At 32.4% G+C, this 20,945-nt stretch carries 18 protein-coding genes; 11 read left to right on the top strand and 7 right to left on the bottom strand.

Annotated features, from left to right (window positions below; genetic code table 11):
• Positions 1–21: 21 nt before the first annotated feature.
• Complete coding sequence (locus tag IM744_RS18290; protein WP_194509625.1) at positions 22–867, bottom strand: transketolase; 846 nt, start codon at positions 865–867, stop codon at positions 22–24.
• A 222-nt stretch (positions 868–1,089) separates the two neighbouring features.
• Here IM744_RS18290 and tgt point away from each other — a divergent pair, with 222 nt between their 5' ends.
• From tgt to IM744_RS18240, 10 genes are all read left to right on the top strand, one after another.
• On the top strand, positions 1,090–2,220 hold the full coding sequence (gene tgt, locus IM744_RS18285) for a tRNA guanosine(34) transglycosylase Tgt (RefSeq protein ID WP_194509624.1): 1,131 nt from the start codon (positions 1,090–1,092) through the stop codon (positions 2,218–2,220).
• Positions 2,221–2,223: 3 nt separating this feature from the next.
• The gene (locus IM744_RS18280; protein ID WP_194509623.1) at positions 2,224–3,294 is read left to right on the top strand and encodes an LptF/LptG family permease; all 1,071 of its coding nucleotides are present in this window, start codon (positions 2,224–2,226) and stop codon (positions 3,292–3,294) included.
• Positions 3,281–4,192, top strand: coding sequence for a DMT family transporter (locus IM744_RS18275; protein ID WP_194509622.1), 912 nt, complete (start codon positions 3,281–3,283; stop codon positions 4,190–4,192). The genes IM744_RS18280 and IM744_RS18275 overlap by 14 nt, the downstream gene beginning before the upstream one ends.
• A gap of 175 nt (positions 4,193–4,367) precedes the next feature.
• Positions 4,368–5,321: an acetyl-CoA carboxylase carboxyltransferase subunit alpha gene (locus IM744_RS18270; protein ID WP_194509621.1), complete on the top strand. Its 954-nt coding sequence runs from the start codon at positions 4,368–4,370 to the stop codon at positions 5,319–5,321.
• A 166-nt stretch (positions 5,322–5,487) separates the two neighbouring features.
• The gene (gene dnaB, locus IM744_RS18265) at positions 5,488–7,026 is read left to right on the top strand and encodes a replicative DNA helicase (RefSeq protein WP_194509620.1); all 1,539 of its coding nucleotides are present in this window, start codon (positions 5,488–5,490) and stop codon (positions 7,024–7,026) included.
• A 1-nt stretch (position 7,027) separates the two neighbouring features.
• The gene (locus tag IM744_RS18260; RefSeq protein WP_194509619.1) at positions 7,028–7,915 is read left to right on the top strand and encodes a hypothetical protein; all 888 of its coding nucleotides are present in this window, start codon (positions 7,028–7,030) and stop codon (positions 7,913–7,915) included.
• A gap of 263 nt (positions 7,916–8,178) precedes the next feature.
• Entirely contained in the window at positions 8,179–9,225 is a 1,047-nt protein-coding gene (locus IM744_RS18255) for an AI-2E family transporter (protein ID WP_194509618.1), read from the top strand.
• A gap of 131 nt (positions 9,226–9,356) precedes the next feature.
• Positions 9,357–10,277, top strand: a complete 921-nt coding sequence (locus tag IM744_RS18250) for an aminotransferase class IV (RefSeq protein ID WP_194509617.1) — start codon at positions 9,357–9,359, stop codon at positions 10,275–10,277.
• Positions 10,255–10,998, top strand: a complete 744-nt coding sequence (locus tag IM744_RS18245; protein WP_241738368.1) for a sulfotransferase — start codon at positions 10,255–10,257, stop codon at positions 10,996–10,998. Before IM744_RS18250 ends, IM744_RS18245 begins: the two co-directional genes overlap by 23 nt.
• 244 nt (positions 10,999–11,242) lie before the next feature.
• The gene (locus tag IM744_RS18240; RefSeq protein ID WP_379660217.1) at positions 11,243–12,427 is read left to right on the top strand and encodes an asparagine synthetase B; all 1,185 of its coding nucleotides are present in this window, start codon (positions 11,243–11,245) and stop codon (positions 12,425–12,427) included.
• Between the two features lie 42 nt (positions 12,428–12,469).
• On the opposite strand, the gene IM744_RS18235 is transcribed toward IM744_RS18240, so the two are convergent.
• Positions 12,470–12,616: a hypothetical protein gene (locus IM744_RS18235; RefSeq protein ID WP_194509615.1), complete on the bottom strand. Its 147-nt coding sequence runs from the start codon at positions 12,614–12,616 to the stop codon at positions 12,470–12,472.
• 112 nt (positions 12,617–12,728) lie between these two features.
• Between IM744_RS18235 and IM744_RS18230 the strand changes: the two genes are divergently transcribed.
• Positions 12,729–13,805 (top strand): adenylate/guanylate cyclase domain-containing protein, encoded by a 1,077-nt coding sequence (locus IM744_RS18230; RefSeq protein WP_194509614.1) that lies wholly within the window; start codon positions 12,729–12,731, stop codon positions 13,803–13,805.
• 36 nt (positions 13,806–13,841) lie between these two features.
• On the opposite strand, the gene IM744_RS18225 is transcribed toward IM744_RS18230, so the two are convergent.
• From IM744_RS18225 to thrS, 5 genes are all read right to left on the bottom strand, one after another.
• Complete coding sequence (locus IM744_RS18225; protein WP_194509613.1) at positions 13,842–17,111, bottom strand: amidohydrolase family protein; 3,270 nt, start codon at positions 17,109–17,111, stop codon at positions 13,842–13,844.
• Positions 17,112–17,277: 166 nt separating this feature from the next.
• Positions 17,278–17,622 carry a 50S ribosomal protein L20 gene (gene rplT / locus IM744_RS18220; RefSeq protein ID WP_194509612.1) on the bottom strand — a complete coding sequence of 115 codons (345 nt, stop codon included), beginning with the start codon at positions 17,620–17,622 and terminating at the stop codon, positions 17,278–17,280.
• Positions 17,623–17,724: 102 nt separating this feature from the next.
• Positions 17,725–17,922 carry a 50S ribosomal protein L35 gene (gene rpmI, locus IM744_RS18215; RefSeq protein WP_055435293.1) on the bottom strand — a complete coding sequence of 66 codons (198 nt, stop codon included), beginning with the start codon at positions 17,920–17,922 and terminating at the stop codon, positions 17,725–17,727.
• Positions 17,923–17,987: 65 nt separating this feature from the next.
• Entirely contained in the window at positions 17,988–18,533 is a 546-nt protein-coding gene (gene infC / locus IM744_RS18210; RefSeq protein WP_194509762.1) for a translation initiation factor IF-3, read from the bottom strand.
• Positions 18,534–18,567: 34 nt separating this feature from the next.
• Positions 18,568–20,511: a threonine--tRNA ligase gene (gene thrS, locus IM744_RS18205; protein WP_194509611.1), complete on the bottom strand. Its 1,944-nt coding sequence runs from the start codon at positions 20,509–20,511 to the stop codon at positions 18,568–18,570.
• Between the last annotated feature and the right edge of the window lie 434 nt (positions 20,512–20,945).

The following is a 20,945-nucleotide window of genomic DNA, read 5'->3' as shown; positions in this document are numbered from 1 at the left end:
GTAATTTCTAGATTGTGATGGTTAGTAGTCTCCTAAAGTTTCAGCATTTTGAGACAATCCTTCGGCTAATTGTTCATCATTAGGTGCTTTACCATGCCAAGCATGCGTGTACATCATAAAATCTACACCATTACCCATTACTGTATGTAGTAATACACATACAGGTTTTCCTTTACCTGTTAGTGCTTTTGCTTTAGCCATTCCTTCTAAAATAGCATCTATATCATTTCCTTTTTCAATATCTAAAACAGTCCAACCAAAAGCTTCAAACTTAGTTCTTATACTACCCATTGGTAATACAGTATCTGTAGATCCATCAATTTGTTGTCCGTTTAAATCTATAGTAGAAATAATATTATCTACGTTATTACCAGCAGCATACATGATACCTTCCCAGTTTTGACCTTCTTGTAACTCACCGTCACCATGTAAACTATACACCAAATGGTTATCACCATTTAATTTTTTAGTTTGTGCAGCTCCTAAAGCGACGCTAAATCCTTGACCTAATGATCCAGATGCAATTCGTACTCCAGGTAAACCATCGTGAGTTGTTGGATGGCCTTGTAATCTTGAGTTAATTAATCTAAATGTATTTAGCTCTTCTACAGGAAAATATCCTGATCTAGCCAAAACACTATAAAAAACAGGTGAAATATGACCGTTTGATAAAAAGAATAGGTCTTCACCAATTCCATCCATATCAAAAGTGTCTTTTCTATCCATAATCTCTTGATAGAGTGCTACTAAAAATTCGGCACATCCTAATGAACCTCCTGGGTGACCTGAGTTTACTTTGTGAACCATTCGTAAAATATCTCTACGAACTTGGGTTGTTAAATCTTGTAATTGTTGTGTGTTTGGCATATAAACAGTGTGAATATTTTAAGCATCAAAAATAAAGTTTTCAAAAGGGGAATCAAAAATAGAGAGGATGCACTTATTAACGATTTCAATCATTTGCTAACAATTTTTATTCAAATGAAATATGAAAACTAGATTTAAAGTTTCCGAAGTCATAATTTTATTAAATGTTTAAGACCATAATACATCGAGATAATTATCTTTGTCCACTTACGAATACGTTTTATGAAATTTGAATTAAAAGCAAGTGACACTCAAAGTAAAGCTAGAGCTGGTGTAATTACAACAGATCATGGTCAAATTGAGACTCCTATATTTATGCCTGTTGGTACTGTTGCATCTGTGAAAGGTGTGCATCAACGCGAACTTAAAAATGATATAAATCCTGATGTAATTTTGGGAAATACTTATCATTTATTTTTGAGACCTCAAACGCCTATTTTAGAGAAAGCAGGAGGTTTGCATAAGTTTATGAATTGGGATAGAAATATCTTAACAGATTCTGGTGGTTACCAAGTCTATTCATTATCTGATAATAGAAAGATTAAGGAAGAAGGAGTGAAGTTTAAATCACACATTGATGGTAGTTATCATGTATTTACTCCAGAGAATGTGATGGAAATTCAACGTAGTATTGGAGCAGATATCATCATGGCATTTGATGAATGCACACCTTATCCTTGTGATTATAATTATGCAAAACGTTCTATGCATATGACACATCGTTGGTTAGATCGTTGTATATCACATTTAGAAAAAACGCCATTTAAATATGATTATGAGCAAACTTTTTTTCCAATAGTTCAAGGTAGTACATATAAAGATTTACGTCAACAATCTGCAGAGTATATTGCGAATTCTGGAGCTCAAGGAAATGCTATTGGAGGATTATCTGTTGGAGAGCCAGCAGAAGAAATGTATGCCATGACAGATGTTGTTTGTGAAATTCTCCCTTGGGACAAGCCAAGATATTTAATGGGAGTTGGAACACCAATTAATATTTTAGAGAATATTGCTTTGGGTGTAGATATGTTTGATTGTGTGATGCCAACGCGTAACGCAAGAAACGGAATGTTATTTACAGCTCATGGTTCTATAAATATTAAAAACTTAAAATGGGCAGATGATTTTTCTCCTGTTGATGAAATGGGAATTACGTTTGTTGATTTAGAGTATAGCAAAGCATACTTAAGACATTTGTTTACTGTAAATGAATTATTAGGAAAACAAATAGCAACAATACATAATCTAGGATTCTATTTGTGGTTAACACGAGAAGCTAGAAAACATATTATAGCTGGAGATTTTAGAGCTTGGAAGGATAAAATGGTGAAACAAATGGATAAAAGATTATAATACGTGAAGATTCTCGATTGGTACATATTAAAACGCTATTTGCTCACATTTTTAATGATGTTATTACTGTTTATTCCTATTGGGATTACAGTAAATCTCGCTGAGAAAATTGATAAGATTTTACAACAAGAGGTTCCTTTTGTGGCAGTAGCTCAGTACTATCTAGATTTCACAGTTTATTTTGCCAATTTATTATATCCAATATTTTTATTTATATCAGTAATTTGGTTTACATCTAAACTAGCAAATAATACAGAGATTGTTGCTTTTTTAAGTTCAGGAGTGTCTTTTTGGAGATTTTTGAGACCTTATATGATTGGAGCTACAATTATTGCTGGTTTAGCGCTGATAATGGGATTGTATCTAGCTCCTAAAGCAAGTAAAGGGTTTAATGAGTTTAAATATAAGTATCTTAAAAAAAATGCTCAAATTACTCAAACCACAAACATTTATCGGCAAATTAATGATAATGATTATATCTATGTAAGTAGTTTTAATCCTGTGACTAAACGTGGGAGTAACTTTACTTTAGAACATTTTGAAGGTAATAAACTTACCTACAAAATTACTGCGTCTTCTATTGTTGACCAAGATTCTACATATCGTTTGAATAACTACACAAAGCGTGTTTTTGGTACAGATAATGATCTTATTGAGACTGCTAGAAGAAAAGAAATGAATTTTGAGTTTGATACAGATGATTTAACTCCAGAAGAATATATTGCCGAAACCCTTCAATACGGAGAACTCACCAGATTCATTGAAAAAGAAAAACGAAGAGGATCTTCAAACATTGGTCGTTACGAGGTCGTGAAATACAAAAAATGGAGTTTACCAGTTTCGGTATTTATTTTGACTATTATTGCGGTTTCTGTATCCTCAATTAAACGTCGAGGAGGTATGGGAATTAATCTAGCTTTTGGGATTACAATTGCTATGGTTTTTGTCTTTTTTGATAAAGTCTTTGGTGTGATGGCAGCGCAGTCTAGCTTTTCGCCAATAGTAGCAGTGTGGTTGCCCAATTTAGTTTTTGGTATATTAGCTGCTTATCTGTTGTTCAATGCCAAGCGTTAAGTTTAAAAATTATCTCCATTTACATTTTCTGGTTTTTATAGCTGGTTTTACAGCTGTTCTTGGAGAATTAATTTCTATTGGTTCGTCAGCTTTAGTTTGGTATCGCATGCTCATTGCAGGCATTTTAATGTTTTTATATATCAAAATTATTAAGCTGAAAATACAAGTCTCAACAAAAGCCAAGCTTAAGTTTTTTGGAGCAGGAATTATTATTGCATTGCATTGGATTACGTTTTTTGAAGCCATCAATCAATCCAATGTTTCTATAACTTTGGCGATGTTTTCTACAGGTGCTTTTTTTGCTTCTTTTATAGAACCTTTGGTTTATAAACGGAAAATTATATGGTATGAAATTCTCTTCGGAATAATTGTCATACTAGGCGTTTTTCTAATCACACAAAGTGAAATCAAATATCTTAATGGGATTTTATTAGGCATCACCTCAGCATTGTTCTCCACATTATTTGCTGTCATTAACGGAAAATTTATTGCAGAACATCGCGCTACAGTCATCTCATTTTATGAATTTATAAGTGGTGTTGTATTTCTCTCTTTATTTATTCTATTATTTCAAGGTGGTTTTTCTGCGGAATTTTTCATCCTATCAACATCAGATTGGATTTACATTTCAATACTAGCATCTATCTGTACAGCTTATGCATTTATAGGCTCTGTAGATGTGATGCGACATTTAAGTCCGTATACTGTAATTCTCACCTACAATCTAGAACCTTTATATGGTATTGCTTTAGCTTTATTGTTATTTCCTGAAACCGAAACCATGAGCACACAATTTTATTATGGTGCATTTTTGGTATTAGCCACAGTATTAGCAGATGGCATTCTTAAAAACTACAAGAACCATAAAAACCGAAAGTCAGTAACAAGCAAATCTTAATAGAACTTTAGTATTAATTGGTGTGTCAATAGAATCATTGTGATTTATTTTGGCTCATTTCCGAAGAAAACAAAATTGAAAACAATATTTCTTTTCAAGTATATTCAATCTTTAACTGATAGAAAGTTTTTATATTTGTACTAACTAACTACAAATTTAACTAATCAAAATTTCTATGGAATATTTAGATTTTGAACTACCAATAAAAGAACTTCAAGACCAACTTGAAAAATGCCAAATAATAGGCGAAGAGAGTGAAGTTGATGTGACACAAACGTGTAAAAAAATCGAAAAAAAGTTACTCGAAACTAAAAAAGATATATATAAAAACTTGACTGCATGGCAACGTGTACAAATGTCAAGGCATCCAGAAAGACCTTACACATTAGATTATATCAAAGCGTTATGTGGAGATTCATTTTTAGAGTTACATGGTGATCGTAATGTTAAGGATGACAAAGCGATGATTGGTGGTTTAGGTAAGATTGGAGATCAATCATACATGTTTATTGGTCAACAAAAAGGATTTAATACCAAAACTCGTCAATATAGAAACTTTGGGATGTCAAATCCAGAAGGCTACCGTAAAGCATTGCGTTTAATGAAATCTGCCGAAAAATTCGGAATTCCTGTAGTCACCTTAATTGATACTCCAGGAGCATATCCAGGATTGGAAGCAGAAGAACGCGGACAAGGAGAAGCAATTGCTAGAAACATTCTAGAGATGACACGTCTTAAAGTGCCAATAATAACAATTATTATTGGAGAAGGCGCATCTGGTGGAGCTTTAGGTATAGGAGTTGGAAATAAAGTATTGATGTTAGAAAACACATGGTACTCTGTAATCTCACCAGAATCTTGTTCATCTATTTTATGGAGAAGTTGGGAGTATAAAGAACAAGCAGCAGAGGCTTTGAAATTAACATCACCAGATATGAAACGCCTTAAATTAATTGATGAGATAATTAAGGAACCATTAGGAGGAGCACATACAGATAGAAAAGTAACATTTTTAGCAGTTAAAAATGCTATTGAAAAAAATTATGAGGCCCTTAAAAACTTATCACCAAAAGATTTAGTGAATCAACGTATGGAAAAATACTTAGAGATGGGAGTTTATAAAGGCTAATCCTTATAAAACATAGGCTTAAAAAAAACTGAAACTTTTTGTTTCGGTTTTTTTTGTCGCTATTAACAATATAATCAAGTTATTAACAGTTAAATTGTTGATGACCTGTTAAGATTGAGAAATTTCAAATTCATTATTAGAATACATTTTATTTACTTTCGCACTTATGAAGCAACCCAACCAAATACAAGGATATCCAATAGATAAAAGCACAATTATTAGCTTAGAGAAAGGTAAAATACCTCCTCAAGCCCTTGATTTAGAAGAGGTTGTGCTTGGCGCTATGATGATTGATAAAAAGGGTGTTGATGAGGTTATTGATATTTTAAGTGTTGATGCTTTTTACAAAGATGCTCATAAACACATCTTTGAAGCAATTTTTAAATTATTTGAAAACAGTGAACCTATTGACTTATTAACCGTTTCTAGTCAATTAAAGAAGGACGCAAAACTAGATTTGATAGGTGGTGATTTTTACTTAATTTCTTTAACCCAACGTGTATCATCTTCTGCACATATTGAGTTTCATGCTCGTATTATTCTGCAAAAATATATTCAGAGAAGTTTGATTAAAATTTCTAACGAAATTATTGAAGAAGCTTATGATGAAACCAAAGATGTTTTTGATTTATTAGATACTGCAGAATCTAAACTTTATGAAGTTACCCAAGGTAACGTTAAGAAATCAACAGAGTCTGCTCAAAGTTTAGTAATTCAAGCAAAAAAGAAGATTGAAGAGATTTCTAATAAAGATGGGACGAGTGGTATTCCAACAGGATTTACCAAATTAGATAAATTGACTTCAGGTTGGCAGCCAAGTGATTTAATTATTATTGCTGCACGTCCAGGTATGGGTAAAACAGCATTTACTTTAACAATGGCAAGAAACGTTGCTGTAGAGAGTAATATTCCTGTAGCATTTTTCTCATTAGAGATGTCATCTGTACAATTAATTACACGTTTAATTTCTTCGGAAACGAACCTATCTTCAGAAAAGTTAAGAACAGGTAAATTAGAAAAGCACGAGTGGGAACAATTGAACGTCAAGGTGAAAACTTTAGAAAAAGCACCTTTATTTATTGATGATACGCCTTCGTTATCTATTTTCGATTTACGTGCAAAAGCAAGACGTTTGGCGTCTCAATACGGAATTAAAATGATAATGATTGATTACCTGCAGTTAATGACAGCAGGTGGAAGTCAAAAAGGAGGAAATCGTGAACAAGAGATTTCAACCATTTCTCGAAACCTTAAAGCATTAGCAAAAGAATTAGCGATTCCTGTAATTGCATTATCACAATTATCTCGTGCAGTAGAAACGCGTGGTGGAAGTAAGCGTCCATTACTATCAGATTTACGTGAATCTGGAGCTATTGAGCAGGATGCAGATATTGTATCCTTTATTTACAGACCAGAATACTATAAAATTGACGAATGGGATGATGATGAACGCTCACCAACCGAAGGTCAAGGAGAATTTATTGTCGCTAAACACAGAAATGGTGGACTAGAAAGTATAAGACTTAAGTTTATTGGACATTTAGGTAAGTTTGATAATCTAGATGATTTTGATACACCATTTGGAGAATTCCATTCTAAAATGAATGCAGCTTCAAATGATGATTCGTTTACTCCAGATAAATTCCCTTCTGCTTCTGATGCTTTTGGAACTCCAGAGGAAGATGATAATGATGTGCCTTTTTAAAATGAAACAAGTAGTTACTTTTTTATTGCTTTGTATTTGTAGTAATGCTTACTCTCAAGATGATAACTATTTTGATAGATTACAAGCGGTTATTAATTCAAATGCTGTTTTTTATAATGTTGATGGTATAGATATTACTTCAAAATCTTTTAATTCAAAATTCAATGAGAAGGATTTAAAAAAAGTTTTGCGTACCTATAAAATTAAAAAAAATGATCCAAAGTCTAAAGACTCAGAATTAGCAGTAGATAATTACGTGTATGATAAGTCAGAAATTCTAACAGAAAATCTAAAATTAAATGTCGTCTATTACATTCTTGATAATAATACAAAAGTTACCATCATTTCATTCACATACACAAAAGAAAGAGATCTGGTGTTTGAAAGACAGTTTGTAAATGATTTTCTTACAGAACACATACCTGAAAAAACTTTTGTTTCTTCTTCTATAGATAGTATAGAGTTTGCTGGAAGGAAAATAGGCTTAGGCGGTAATTGCAGATGGATGAATGTAAGAAATATGCAATGTCCTTATTATGGTCAAATGAATTGGTCTATTCATAAAACAATAGAAAGCGCAAAACAAAATGTAGAGGAGCAGTTTCTTGTCACAAAACACAAAAAAGGAGGCAAAGTTATTTCTGAAAAATCTATTACAATTATTTTTGAAGGAAAAGAGACGATTGCTAAATCTGCTGTTTACGATGTGACTGGAGTAAACTCATTACTCGTAGGAATGTCTGGAGCTAAGACACTTACAATTTATTATGTAGCAGAAGAGATTAGAGGTCGTTTTGTAAGTTGTGTATTGAGCTTCTGGAATAATGATGCGATAAATGAATCAGGTTTGCCAGCTCTTTTAGAAGAAGTAATGTCTCTAAAACAATGAATTTTTTAACATTTATTTATTAAAACTCGTTTCGTTTTCTACCTCAATAACAACATTTTCCCCTAAATTTGCTTTTCAGAATTTATTTTGATTTTTAGTTTTAAACCGAAAGGTTTCGCTTTTGTGATGTAATGAAGCTGTTTTTTATTTAACATAGCATCGCTACGTTAAATAAAATAGCGAAATTAGAGTGCAAAATGGAAATTTTGCAGGTAAAAGACAAAGTCAAAATGAATTCTTGATTAAGAAACAAACATTGCCTCATGTTAGAACAAAGACGAACAACTAATATTCTACTATTATTTATAGTGGTTCCTGTCGTATTTTATTTACTCAAAATTTTATCATTTATATTCATTCCGTTGATATCTTCAATGTTTATCGCATTATTGTTTTTGCCATTAATGCGTTGGTTGGGAAGACGTAATGTGCCTAGATTACTCAGTATTGTTATTGTATTAGCTCTAATTGTAGCTGGTGTGATGATAGGAGTGGAGCTTGTGCAATTGTCAAGCAAACAAATATTATCTAATGATACTAGCTTTTTTGCAAAAGCAGAAGTTAAAATACATGATCTCATGCTTTATATGCATGATCGATTTGGTATAGATTACAATCAAAATGGTAACTTCTTAGCTCAATTTTTTGCAAAAGAGAACATAGGTTCTACATTTGATTTTATTAGAAAGTTTCTTACCAATATTTTAATGATAGTCTTCTTTACCATTTTATGGTTATCAGAATCTATCAATATGCACAACGTATTAAATAATACTATTTTAAAACGAAAGCATACCTCAATAAAAGCATTTATGAGAATTGAAAGAGACTTAATTACTTTTATCAAGGTTAAGTTTTTGGTGAGTTTATTGACAGGGATTTTTACAGGATTAGCTTGTGTATTCTTTGATGTGAGTTTCCCAATATTTTGGGGATTATTTGCATTCTTAATCAATTTTGTTCAAATGGTAGGTTCGTTTATATCTGTCATATTGCTATCTATTTTTGCTTTTGTGGAATTAGATCCTACAAGCACATTATTCTTCTTTATTGTTTCTATTACTGGAGTTCAAGTAGTATTTGGAGCCATATTAGAACCTGTGTTTATGGGGAAATCATTTTCTATCAATGTAATAGCTGTATTAATTATGTTAATGCTTTGGGGATTTATTTGGGGAATTCCAGGATTAATTATGGCAATCCCAATTACAGTATTTATTAAGATTATTTTGGAACAATTTCCAGGAACCAAAGTTATTGCATCATTGCTTTCTGGACCAGAACCTACTATTAAACCACGTAGAAAATAGATTTATTTCTAGTCTTTAATCTTTTTTCTTACTTCTAATTCAAACTCTATATTCTCTAAACAGATAAACTTTTATCTCAAACTGTCATACAAAATAATTATCTTTCTAGAATCATCTCTAATTTAGAAAACATGGTTCATGGAACGCATAATGCTGTCGCAGATGACAGAAACAAAGACATCAAAATTTATATTAACGGAGAATATTTCCGAAGAGAAGATGCTAAAATCTCAGTATTTGATAGTGGTTATCTTGTAGGAGATGGAATTTGGGAAGCGTTACGTTTACACAAAGGCGTATTGGTTTTTATTGATGATCACTTGGATCGCTTATGGACATCTGCAGCAACTGTTGGTATGAAGTTTCCGTTTTCTAAAGAAGAACTAATAGCTATAATTTGGGAAGTGCTTAATAAAAATAATATGACAGATCATGTTCATGTTCGGATCATGATTACACGCGGAATAAAAAAAACACCATCCCAAGATCCCAGACTAACAATTTCTGGACCTAATATTGTTATTATTCCTGAATATAAAAAAGCTTCCGAAGAAAGTAAAGAAAAAGGAATTACCCTTTTTACTTCTACAATAAGACGTGGTTCTCCAGATTATTTAGATCCTAGATTGAATTGTCACAGTAAACTACACGAAGTTCAAGCACTTATTCAAGCTATAGAAGCTGGAGCAGATGAGGCGCTAATGCTAGACGTTAATGGTTTCGTGTCTACGTGTAATGCAACTAATTTTTTCATTATAAAAAATGGAGAAGTATGGACATCAACTGGACAATATTGTATGAATGGAATTACCAGAGCGAAAGTTATTGAAGCTTGTCATATCAATGGAATAACGTGTCATCAAAAAGATTTTTCTCTATTTGATGTCTATGGTGCTGATGAAGCTTTTGTTACTGGAACTTTTGGTGGTTTAACACCTGTAACTAAAATTGATGGTCGCCAAATAGGTTCTCAATCTTATGGTGATTTTACCAGAAAATTAAGTGCTCTTTATCATGAACTAATTGAGGATGCTGTGGCTTATGAGAAATGATGGTGTAAAACGAATTTCGGTTTGGTCTGGACCTCGAAATATATCAACTGCCTTGATGTATAGTTTTGCTCAGCGTAATGATACAAAGGTTTTTGATGAACCTCTTTACGCTTATTATCTAAAAAAATCTAATGCTAAAGAATATCATCCTGGAGCTGAAGATATTTTGTCAACTATGGAAAATGATGGTGATAAAGTATTAGAAATGATGATGAATTCTTCGGAAAAACAAGTCCTATTCTTTAAAAACATGACGCATCATTTGTTAGATTTAGATCGTTCATTTATGAAAGGATTGACCAATGTGATTCTTACTAGAAACCCTTTGGAAATGTTACCCTCTTTTGATAAAGTCATTAAAAACCCAACTATTGATGATGTTGGCTATAAATTGCACATAGATTTAATTCAAGAATTCAGAAAAAATAATATTGATTTTGTTGTACTCAATTCTAAGAACGTATTATTAAACCCTGAAGGTGTGTTGAGACAATTATGTGAGCACATTGGGATTCCGTTTGATGAAAATATGCTTAAATGGAAACCATCTCATCGCAAAGAAGATGGAGTTTGGGCAAAATATTGGTATGATAATGTGCATAAATCTTCTGGTTTTTCAGAATATAAACCTAAATCAGAACCATTTCCGAAGCATTTAAAACCATTATTACAAGAATGTTTGCCTTATTATAAAGAACTCCAAAAGTTAGCATTGACTTAAATGAATACATTTGTGCTAAAAAATCTATAAAACTATATTAAAGGGTTTAGCTTCGGAATAATTTTTGAGTATATTTCAAGTATGAAACGAGCATGTTAATAGCGTTATCATTAAAGAGAATGATTAATCGTAAACAACGTATGACCGTTTAAAATTTTACATATAATACATGAAAAAGACAATTATAGTATTGGTTTTGTTTCTTTTTTCCATTCAAGTATATGCCTCATATATTTTAATCCCAATGGATTCTGAAGGTCAGGGCAACCATTTAAAAGCCTATGGTATTACGTATTGGACATTAGAAAAACAATTAAAAGTCAAATGGCTTTTAAATTATAAAGGCGGATCTTTTTTATTACCAGATTCCGAAGAAATTCAAAGAGAATGTCAAATTAGAGGTGTTACTTTTGAGGTGATATCCAATTCTAAAGCAGAAGAAATTTTAGAAATGATTGCTAGTCCGTCACAAAATATGGAAGCAGTCGTATTAGAAAAAGCACCTAAAATTGCAGTTTATACACCAAAAGGTTTGCAACCTTGGGACGATGCAGTGACTATGGTATTGACGTATGCTGAAATTCCTTATGAAACCATTTATGACGAAGAAGTACTAAATGATGCTTTGTTATTATATGATTGGTTGCATTTACATCATGAAGATTTTACTGGACAATATGGTAAATTTTATAGAGCTTATCGTTCTGCATCATGGTATATTCAAGAAAAGAAAGATGCAGAAGCATTAGCGACGAGTTTGGGTTATTCTAAAGTTTCCGAAGAAAAATTAGCAGTTGCTAAAAAAATTAGAGAGTATGTTATTGGTGGAGGATTCATGTTTGCCATGTGTAGTGCGACAGATAGTTTTGATATAGCATTGTCTGCAGATGGAATTGACATTTGCGAGCCTATGTTTGATGGTGATGGAAGTGATGCTGGATATCAAAACAAGATTGATTATTCTAAAACCATGGCTTTTAAAGATTACTTATTAGAAACAAGTCCTAATGTTTATGAGTTTTCATCAATTGATATGACTAGAAAACGTCGTATCCCAAAAATTACAGATTATTTTACGCTTATGGAATTCTCTGCTAAGTGGGATCCAATTCCTGCAATGCTAAATCAAAATCATACAGCTTTAGTTAAAGGTTTTATGGGACAAACAACGTCTTTTACTCGTGAAGAAATTAAGTCTAACGTCTTAGTTTTGGGAGAAAATAAAACCAATGGAGAAGCTAAATATATTCATGGTATTAAAGGAAAAGGTTTTTTTACATTTTATGGAGGTCATGATCCAGAAGATTACACACATAAAGTTGGTGATCCAAAAACTGAGTTAGATTTGCATCCAACGTCTCCAGGATATCGACTAATACTTAATAATGTATTGTTTCCTGCAGCAAAAAAGAAGAAGCAAAAGACTTAATTCAATTTGTTTTTAAATGTATATTTGGATTCAAAAAAGAAATTACTCAAGAAAATTCAAATTGTCATTACTAATCATTTCAATTCTCCAGAAAGAAGCATTGGCATTTTTAGATAAGGCTAGTGGTGATAAATTGTCAAAAGGTGAGATTGTTAAACTCTTATAATAAGCAGAAATTAGCGTTTTCATTAAAGGTTAAGTCGCATCAATGTTAATTGAAAGTTGGGATAATGATGGAGATGAACCATTAATTGGAGAGAATTTAAATTTGTTATAGATGAAATATTAAGTAAAATACATAATGTATAATCTCAAACAGTTTACAAAACAACTATTTTTCGCTATTATCTTTTGGGTGATAGCTTTTTCTGTTTTTATACTTATTCGTTTTATAGCGCATGGAGAAGAACAAGGGCTTACTTATATAAACCCAAAAAATGATGTACCAATCACAGAGTGGATTCACTTTGGTATTATCCTTGGTATTTTAGTAGGAGTTCTTTATGCAATCATTGAATTCATATTTGAAAAACTCATTACGAATAACATCTATTTAGGATTGTCAATACTATTAAAAACAGTATTATACATCCTTGTTTTAATATTTTCGTTAACATTTATTATTACTCTAATAGAAAATGAGATGGATGTTGATTTGCAAAATGAACGAGGTTGGTGGAAAAATAGTGCACTTTTTTGGTTAGCAACATCATATTTCTTCTTAGCATCTTTTATTTTTTTATTTCTGAAATTGGCCTTAGAGAAATTTGGTAAAGGTGTATTGTTTAATATGCTTATAGGTAAATATAGAAATCCAACAGAAGAAGACCGTATTTTCATGTTTATTGATTTAAAATCATCTACCACAATTGCAGAAGAGCTTGGTCATAATAAATACAGCAAATTATTACAGGATTGTTTCTTCGATTTAAATAAAATTGTAACTCGATTTGATGGTGAAATATATCAATATGTTGGTGATGAAGCGGTCATTTCATGGAAATTAAAAAAGGGATTAAAAAGTAATAACTGTATAGGATTGTACTTTGCATTTGCAAACCAACTAAAAAGGCGCTCTAAATATTACATTAAAAACTATAATCTCGAACCCTTTTTTAAAGCAGGTGTGCATGGTGGTGAATTAATTATTACTCAAGTAGGTACAATTAAAAAAGAATTAGCATTTCATGGAGACGTTATTAATACAACAGCAAGAATACAAGACGAATGTAACAAATATGATGAGGCTTTATTAATATCTGATGAGCTTCTAGACCAAATGCAATTAAAGCCTAAATATATTTCAAAAAGTATTGGTGATATTTTGCTCAAAGGCAAGCAAGACAAATTAAATATTATAGCCATCAATGAAAAATAACAAAAAACCGATTCATTTCTGAATCGGTTTTTTGTTTTAATGAGCACCTACATGGCAACCACAAGCACCTCTAGTGAAACTTTGTGTTTCTTCATGCCAAGGGAATGCTTGATTGTATTTAGAATTTTCCCAATAGAACTGTGTTCGTTCTTTGGGTTCATTACCAATTTCATTCATCGTTTCAGTATCATACATACGACCATTAATCATGGTATAAATAATGCTTTCAGAATTTCTAATGTCTTCTAAAGGATTGTCATCCATGACAATTAAATCTGCCAGTTTACCTGTTTTAAGAGAACCAATATCATTACCAGCACCAATATAATTAGCACTATTAATAGTCGCAGCTTTAAGTGCTTCATGATTTGACATGCCACCTTGTTGTAACATCCATAATTCCCAATGAGCGCCAAGACCTTGTAGTTGTCCATGGGCACCAAGATTTACTTTAACACCAGCATCACTTAATGCTTTAACAGTTTTAGAAACCAATATATGTCCATTTTCATATTCTTCATCAGGTATCATAATGCGATGTCTTGAGCGAGAATCAATAATAGCTCTAGGAGTATATTTCAAAAGCTTTTCATTTTCCCAAACGTTTGTATTTTGGTACCAGTACATTTCGCCATTCATTCCGCCATAATTTACAATAAGCGTAGGCGTATAACCTACATTACTTTGTCCCCAAAGTTCGAGTACATCCTTATAAACTGGAGCCACAGGAATATTGTGTTCTACACCAGTATGCCCATCCATCACCATAGTGATGTTATGATAAAATGTAGATCCACCTTCAGGAACGACGAAGATTCCTTCTTCTCGAGCTGCTTGTAAAACCTGTTGTCTTTGTTCACGTCTTGGTTGATTATAACTTTTTACCGATAATGCACCAAATGCTTTTGTTCTTCTAATAGAGGATCGAGCATCTTCTAGATTATTAATGACCGCTTTAAAATCACCGTCTGCTCCATATAAAATAAACCCAGTAGAGTAGAGGCGAGGACCAACGAGTGTTCCATTTTTTTGTAATTCTGAAAGAGCAAAAACTGTTTCAGAGTTTGCCGAAGGATCATGAGAAGTTGTTACACCATAAGCGAGATTAGCATAAAATTGCCAATGTTTTTGAGTTGTTAATCCAGAACGAAACCCTCCAATATGCGCATGTGCATCAACCATTCCAGGCATAATTGTTTTTCCAGTAACGTCATATACCATGGCATCTTTAGGAATTGAGATTTCTAAAGCTTTTCCTATAGCTTCAATTCTATTATTATTGATAATAATCGTTCCATTTTCAATGACTTCATCGCCTTCCATTGTAATAATTCGAGCACCTTTTAAAGCAATTCTCCCTTTAGGTTTATCGGTTTTTACTTCTAAATTGATCTTCGTACCTATTTCTACAAGTTTTATATCTTCGGAAACTTTAGATGAATAATACATATTGCCTAAAGTCCAATGTATAGTCTTACTATCTTTTGACCAATGCAAATTAATACCTGCATCTTTTGAAAGTTGCGTAATTGGGACAAATTTAGATTTGTCTGTCAAATCCAAAGTTGTTCCAACTTTAGGCATTGGAGCTATATATACTTTATGTAAATGAACGAAAGCTATCCAATTTCCGTCAGGACTAGGAACTAGAATATTTCCATGTTTAGATTTTACAAGGGTACGTTCGTCAAAACCATTAAGGTCTACACTTTTTAATTCTTTAGTCAATGCTCCAAAAAACTGACCACCTTTTTGATAAATAATTCTTGTATCATCAGTATTAAACATAGCATAATCACCTTCTTTTGAAACACGTTTAGGATCAGATCCATCAGCATTCATAAGATATAAACCAGTTTTCTTGGTAAAAGTTCTTCCTTGTTCATTGTTTCCACCTTCTTTTCTGTACACAATATGTTTTCCATTATGTGCATACGACAGATTTCTATAGATACCTTTTTCCGAAGATAATTTTATTGGAGTTCCACCATTTGTAGATACTGAATATATTGCTCCTAAATTTTCATCATTCCAAGTCACATAAGTTATTATATTTCCGTCAGGAGAGAAGGCAGGTTCAAATTCAAAATCGGTTCCAGTAGTTAAACGTTTAGCTTTTCCATTGGGTAATTTCTGAGTATATAAATATCCCAAAGCATTAAATACAATTGACTTTCCATTAGGAGAAGTCACAGCATGACGAATCACTTTAGCATCAAAAGTTTCTGGAGCTACAGGAGTATCAAATTCAATGGCTTTTGCAATTTTGATTGTAGCATCAACTTGAAATGGAATATCAGAAACCTTAAGTGTCTTGCTATTAATCTTGTTTATTTTTCCTCCAGACCAAATTACAATGTCTTCGTTATTTGGCATCCAATTGAAATTGGTGTAAACACCAAAAATTGCCCATGCCTCTTGTTGATCTTTATTAAGTTGATCATAAATTGGCCACTCTTCACCAGTTTCTAAGTCATGAATATATAAAACAGATTTGGTTCGAACTCTTTTTATAAAAGCAATTTTTTTACCATCTCTTGAAATTTGTGGACGAGCAGCTCCTCCTGGACCACCTGTGATTCTGTTAATTTTACCGGTTTCCATGTCATAACGATTAATCACATAGATTTGACTGTTTGGATCTTTATTATATTGAAAGAAACCGCCTGGATATACACTTTCGCTATAATAAAGATATTTGCCATTTGGAGACAATGTTGGCTCATTGACGTCTTGTTGATCATTTTTCTTTTTAGTTAATTGAATACCGCTTCCCCCTGTTTTATGATACATCCACATCTCACCAGCACCAAGTGAGCGACCAGAAGTGAAATGTTTTCTGGCAATTAGGTAATTTCCATCTGGTGTCCAGATAGCATTATTTAATAATCTAAATTTTTCTTTAGTGACCTGTTTTGCATTAGAGCCATCACTATTCATAATCCAAATATTATCTCCTCCACCAGCATCACTAGTAAAAGAAATATATTGTCCATCTGGACTAAAACGTGGCTGAATTTCAAAAGGAAGTCCTTCTCTTAAAATCGTTGCCTTTCCACCATTAGTATCTAGTTTGTAAATATCTCCTAATAAATCAAAAACGATAGATTTACCGTCTGGACTTAAATCAAGATTCATCCATGTACCTTCATCAGTAGATAGTTTTAATTCTTTAAAATCCCAATTACCTTCAGGGTTTGAAACATCCCAAGGCTTTTTCTTTTCTTTGTCTTTTTCATCGTCTTGACTAAAACTATTTACAGAAAGAAGGAGGAGGAGGAGTGTGATGAGTTGAATGCGTTTCATTTGATTAGTTTTATTTAAACTGTAAGTTACTTAAAAAAATGAAATAGTTATCTAATCTACTTTTAGCGAGCAGATCTTAATAGGAAAAGTTAAGGCATAAAAAAAACCGATTCATTTCTGAATCGGTTTTTATAAGCGAATTGTTGTTATTGTTTAGGCAAACGCCTTACTTTACTTTGTTTACTATTGCTTCAAAAGCTACAGGATTATTCATCGCTAAATCTGCAAGAACTTTACGGTTCAATTCGATGTTATTAGCTTTAAGTTTTCCCATAAATCTTGAATAGCTCATTCCATGCTGTCTAGCTCCTGCGTTAATACGCATGATCCATAATGAACGGAAATTTCTCTTTTTTACTCTACGGTCTCTATACGAATATTGCATCGCTTTGTCAACCGCATTTTTTGCTACTGTCCAAACGTTTTTACGTCTTCCAAAGTAACCTTTTGCTTGCTTAAGAACCTTTTTTCTTCTGGCTCTCTTTGCTACTGAATTTACTGATCTTGGCATTTTTTTAATTGTTTTTTGTAGTAGGCGGTCTTTACGACACTTGCTAAATATTTTTGCCTAACTCCAGGGTTTATAAATTTGTTTTAACCGATTAAAACAATGTTACTTTAAACGTAACATTACTTTAATATTGTTCTCATCTGCTTTATGTACTAAACCATCATGAGTTAATTTAAGCTTACGCTTTTTAGACTTCTTTGTTAAGATGTGACTCTTAAAGGCGTGCTTTCTTTTAATTTTACCAGTACCTGTAAGCTTAAAACGCTTTTTAGCACTAGATTTTGTTTTCATTTTAGGCATTGTTTTCCTATTTTATTTACGATTCGCTTATTATCTTCAAAACTGTTCCGAAGCGTCGGTTCAGTTTATTTTACTTTTTTTGGTGCGATGAACATTGTCATACGCTTACCCTCTAATCGAGGCATCTGTTCAACCTTACCTAATTCTTCTAGATCTTGAGCTAATCTTAATAATAAGATTTGACCTTGTTCTTTAAATATGATTGATCGTCCTTTGAAAAACACAAATGCTTTCAATTTTGCTCCGTCTTTTAAAAACTTCTCAGCATGTTTCTTTTTAAACTCGTAATCATGGTCATCTGTTTGAGGACCAAAACGAATTTCTTTGATTGTTACCTTTGTTGCTTTAGATTTTAGAGCTTTATCACGTTTCTTTTGTTCATAAAGAAACTTCTTATAGTCCATAACCTTGCATACAGGAGGATCAGCTTTTGGTGAAATTTCAACAAGATCAAACCCTTGCTCGTCTGCAATGGCTAGTGCGTCTTTAGTTGCATAAATTCCTACCTCTATATTATCACCTACAAGTCTTATCTTTTCGGCTCTAATTTTAGAGTTGATTTTGTGTTGATCTTCTTTTACTACTCTCTTAGAGTTGTGTCTTCTACGTATTGCTATGGCTTATATATTTAAGTTAAACTAATTTTTATTTAAACGTTTTTAATGTTTTATTTACTTCATTTGTAACGATTTCTGAAAACTCATCTACACTAATCATGCCTAAGTCTTCTCCACCATGTTTCCTTACAGAAATCATATTTTCACTCTCTTCATTCTCTCCAATGATAATCATGAACGGTATTTTGTTCATTTCCGCTTCACGGATTTTCTTACCAATAGTTTCATTTCTGTTATCTACAAGGGCGCGAATTTCGTGATTTTCTAGCAAACTTAAAACTTTTTCGGAGTATTTTTCATATTTCTCACTTAATGATAATATAATTGCTTGTTCTGGCATCAACCATAATGGGAAATTACCACCTGTATGCTCTAGCAAAATAGCAATAAAACGTTCCATACTTCCAAAAGGAGCACGATGTATCATTACAGGTCTATGTAGTTCATTATCACTACCTTTATATGTGAGGTCAAAACGTTCAGGTAGATTGTAATCTACTTGAATTGTTCCTAGTTGCCAGTTTCTGCCCAAAGCATCTTTGACCATGAAGTCTAATTTTGGACCATAAAAAGCAGCTTCTCCAGTTTCGACAACATAATCCAGACCTTTGTCAATTGCTGCACTTAATATAGCATCTTCTGCTTTTTTCCAATTTTCATCACTACCTATATATTTGTCTGGATTTTCAGGATCCCTTAAAGAGACTTGAGCCTTAAAGTTCTCAAAGCCTAATGAACCAAAAACATAAAGAACTAAATCAATAACATCTTTGAATTCTTTATCTAATTGATCCGGCGTACAGAAAATATGAGCGTCATCTTGTGTAAAACCTCTAACACGCGTTAATCCATGTAATTCTCCACTTTGCTCATATCTATATACAGTACCAAACTCAGCAAACCGTTTTGGTAACTCTTTATATGAAAATGGTTTTGCATTATATATCTCACAGTGATGAGGGCAATTCATTGGTTTCAACAAGAATTCTTCACCTTCATTTGGTGTATGGATAGGTTGAAAACTATCTTCACCATATTTTGCAAAATGACCAGATGTTACATAAAGTTCTTTTTGTGCAATATGAGGCGTAATAACCATTTCATAACCAGCTTTTTTCTGAGCTGCTTTTAAAAAGTTTTCAAGACGTTCTCTTAATGCAGCGCCTTTTGGAAGCCAAAGAGGAAGACCTTGACCAACTTTTTGTGAAAATGTAAATAATTCTAATTCTTTACCTAGTTTTCTATGGTCGCGTTTTTTTGCTTCTTCTAATAGATGCAAATACTCGGTTAATTCTTTTTGCTTCGGAAATGAGATACCATAAATTCTTGTCAGTTGCTTGTTGTTCTCGTCACCTCTCCAATATGCACCAGCGACTGACATGATTTTTATAGCTTTAATTATTCCTGTATTTGGAATATGTCCACCACGACATAAATCAGTAAATGTAGAATGGTCGCAAAATGTAATTGTACCATCTTCAAGATTTTCAATTAATTCAACTTTGTATTCATTGTTTTGAGACTTATATAATGATAGGGCTTCATCTTTAGTGACAGCTCGCATTTTAAAGTCATGTTTTCCTCTTGCGATTTCAAGCATTTTGTTTTCTATAGACTTAAAGTCTTTTTCTGAAATGGTATGATCTCCAAAATCTACATCATAGTAAAATCCGTTTTCAATAGCAGGTCCAATAGATAATTTGATTCCAGGATATAATTCTTCTAACGCCTGAGCTAACACATGGGATGTAGAATGCCAGAAAGCTTTTTTACCTTCATCATTAGACCATGTATAAAGAACTAAAGAACCACTACTATATAAAGGAGTAGAAGTCTCTATAGTTTCTTTATTGAATTTTGCTGAAATTACGTTTCTAGCAAATCCCTCACTTATACTTTTAGCAACTCCCATTGGAGTTGTTCCGTCTTCAAAAGTTTTAATAGTGCCATCAGGCAAAGTAATATCTATCATAATATAGTAACCTAAGTAATTAAGTCTACAAAGATAGTATCTTAAATAGTGACAAACAATAGTTGTCATACTTAATCTTAGATGTTGTTATTCTACCTCAGAAATTAGACTTTCTAATTAAATTATGAGTTTGTCATCTTCTAACACATTCATTAGTAATGCATAGAGGTTCTCTTTAAAATCTATTCAAAAAAAGGTTGCAAAAGATTAGGATAGAAAATAAAAAGGGTAGTATATTTGCACCCGCTAAGCGCAAGACGATTAGCAAAGTTCTTATAAAAAGGTATTGATTTAAAGCTTTAAAAAGTTTTTAAAAATAAAATCAAAATAGAGTTGTGAGAAACAAAAAGGGTGGTATATTTGCACCCGCTAATCGCAAGACGTTTGGTTAAGTTCTTATAAAGATTTATTGATTTTAGAGTTTAAAAAATTTT

The organism is Psychroserpens luteus (assembly GCF_015319355.1).
GTDB lineage: Bacteria > Bacteroidota > Bacteroidia > Flavobacteriales > Flavobacteriaceae > Psychroserpens > Psychroserpens luteus.
This window is presented reverse-complemented; position numbering and strand designations above follow the sequence as displayed.

What these genes read in the sequence shown, in the direction of transcription:
- IM744_RS18235 (WP_194509615.1), bottom strand. Translation starts at nt 12,616, where the DNA reads ATGAAAACGCTAATTTCTGCTTATTATAAGAGTTTAACAATCTCACCT.
- rpmI (WP_055435293.1), bottom strand. Translation starts at nt 17,922, where the DNA reads ATGCCTAAAATGAAAACAAAATCTAGTGCTAAAAAGCGTTTTAAGCTT.
- IM744_RS18240 (WP_379660217.1), top strand. Translation starts at nt 11,243, where the DNA reads ATGGATTCTGAAGGTCAGGGCAACCATTTAAAAGCCTATGGTATTACG.
- IM744_RS18230 (WP_194509614.1), top strand. Translation starts at nt 12,729, where the DNA reads ATGTATAATCTCAAACAGTTTACAAAACAACTATTTTTCGCTATTATC.
- IM744_RS18260 (WP_194509619.1), top strand. Translation starts at nt 7,028, where the DNA reads ATGAAACAAGTAGTTACTTTTTTATTGCTTTGTATTTGTAGTAATGCT.
- IM744_RS18270 (WP_194509621.1), top strand. Translation starts at nt 4,368, where the DNA reads ATGGAATATTTAGATTTTGAACTACCAATAAAAGAACTTCAAGACCAA.
- IM744_RS18255 (WP_194509618.1), top strand. Translation starts at nt 8,179, where the DNA reads ATGTTAGAACAAAGACGAACAACTAATATTCTACTATTATTTATAGTG.
- IM744_RS18290 (WP_194509625.1), bottom strand. Translation starts at nt 867, where the DNA reads ATGCCAAACACACAACAATTACAAGATTTAACAACCCAAGTTCGTAGA.
- IM744_RS18225 (WP_194509613.1), bottom strand. Translation starts at nt 17,111, where the DNA reads ATGAAACGCATTCAACTCATCACACTCCTCCTCCTCCTTCTTTCTGTA.
- thrS (WP_194509611.1), bottom strand. Translation starts at nt 20,511, where the DNA reads ATGATAGATATTACTTTGCCTGATGGCACTATTAAAACTTTTGAAGAC.
- IM744_RS18250 (WP_194509617.1), top strand. Translation starts at nt 9,357, where the DNA reads ATGGTTCATGGAACGCATAATGCTGTCGCAGATGACAGAAACAAAGAC.
- tgt (WP_194509624.1), top strand. Translation starts at nt 1,090, where the DNA reads ATGAAATTTGAATTAAAAGCAAGTGACACTCAAAGTAAAGCTAGAGCT.
- IM744_RS18275 (WP_194509622.1), top strand. Translation starts at nt 3,281, where the DNA reads ATGCCAAGCGTTAAGTTTAAAAATTATCTCCATTTACATTTTCTGGTT.
- IM744_RS18245 (WP_241738368.1), top strand. Translation starts at nt 10,255, where the DNA reads ATGCTGTGGCTTATGAGAAATGATGGTGTAAAACGAATTTCGGTTTGG.
- rplT (WP_194509612.1), bottom strand. Translation starts at nt 17,622, where the DNA reads ATGCCAAGATCAGTAAATTCAGTAGCAAAGAGAGCCAGAAGAAAAAAG.
- dnaB (WP_194509620.1), top strand. Translation starts at nt 5,488, where the DNA reads ATGAAGCAACCCAACCAAATACAAGGATATCCAATAGATAAAAGCACA.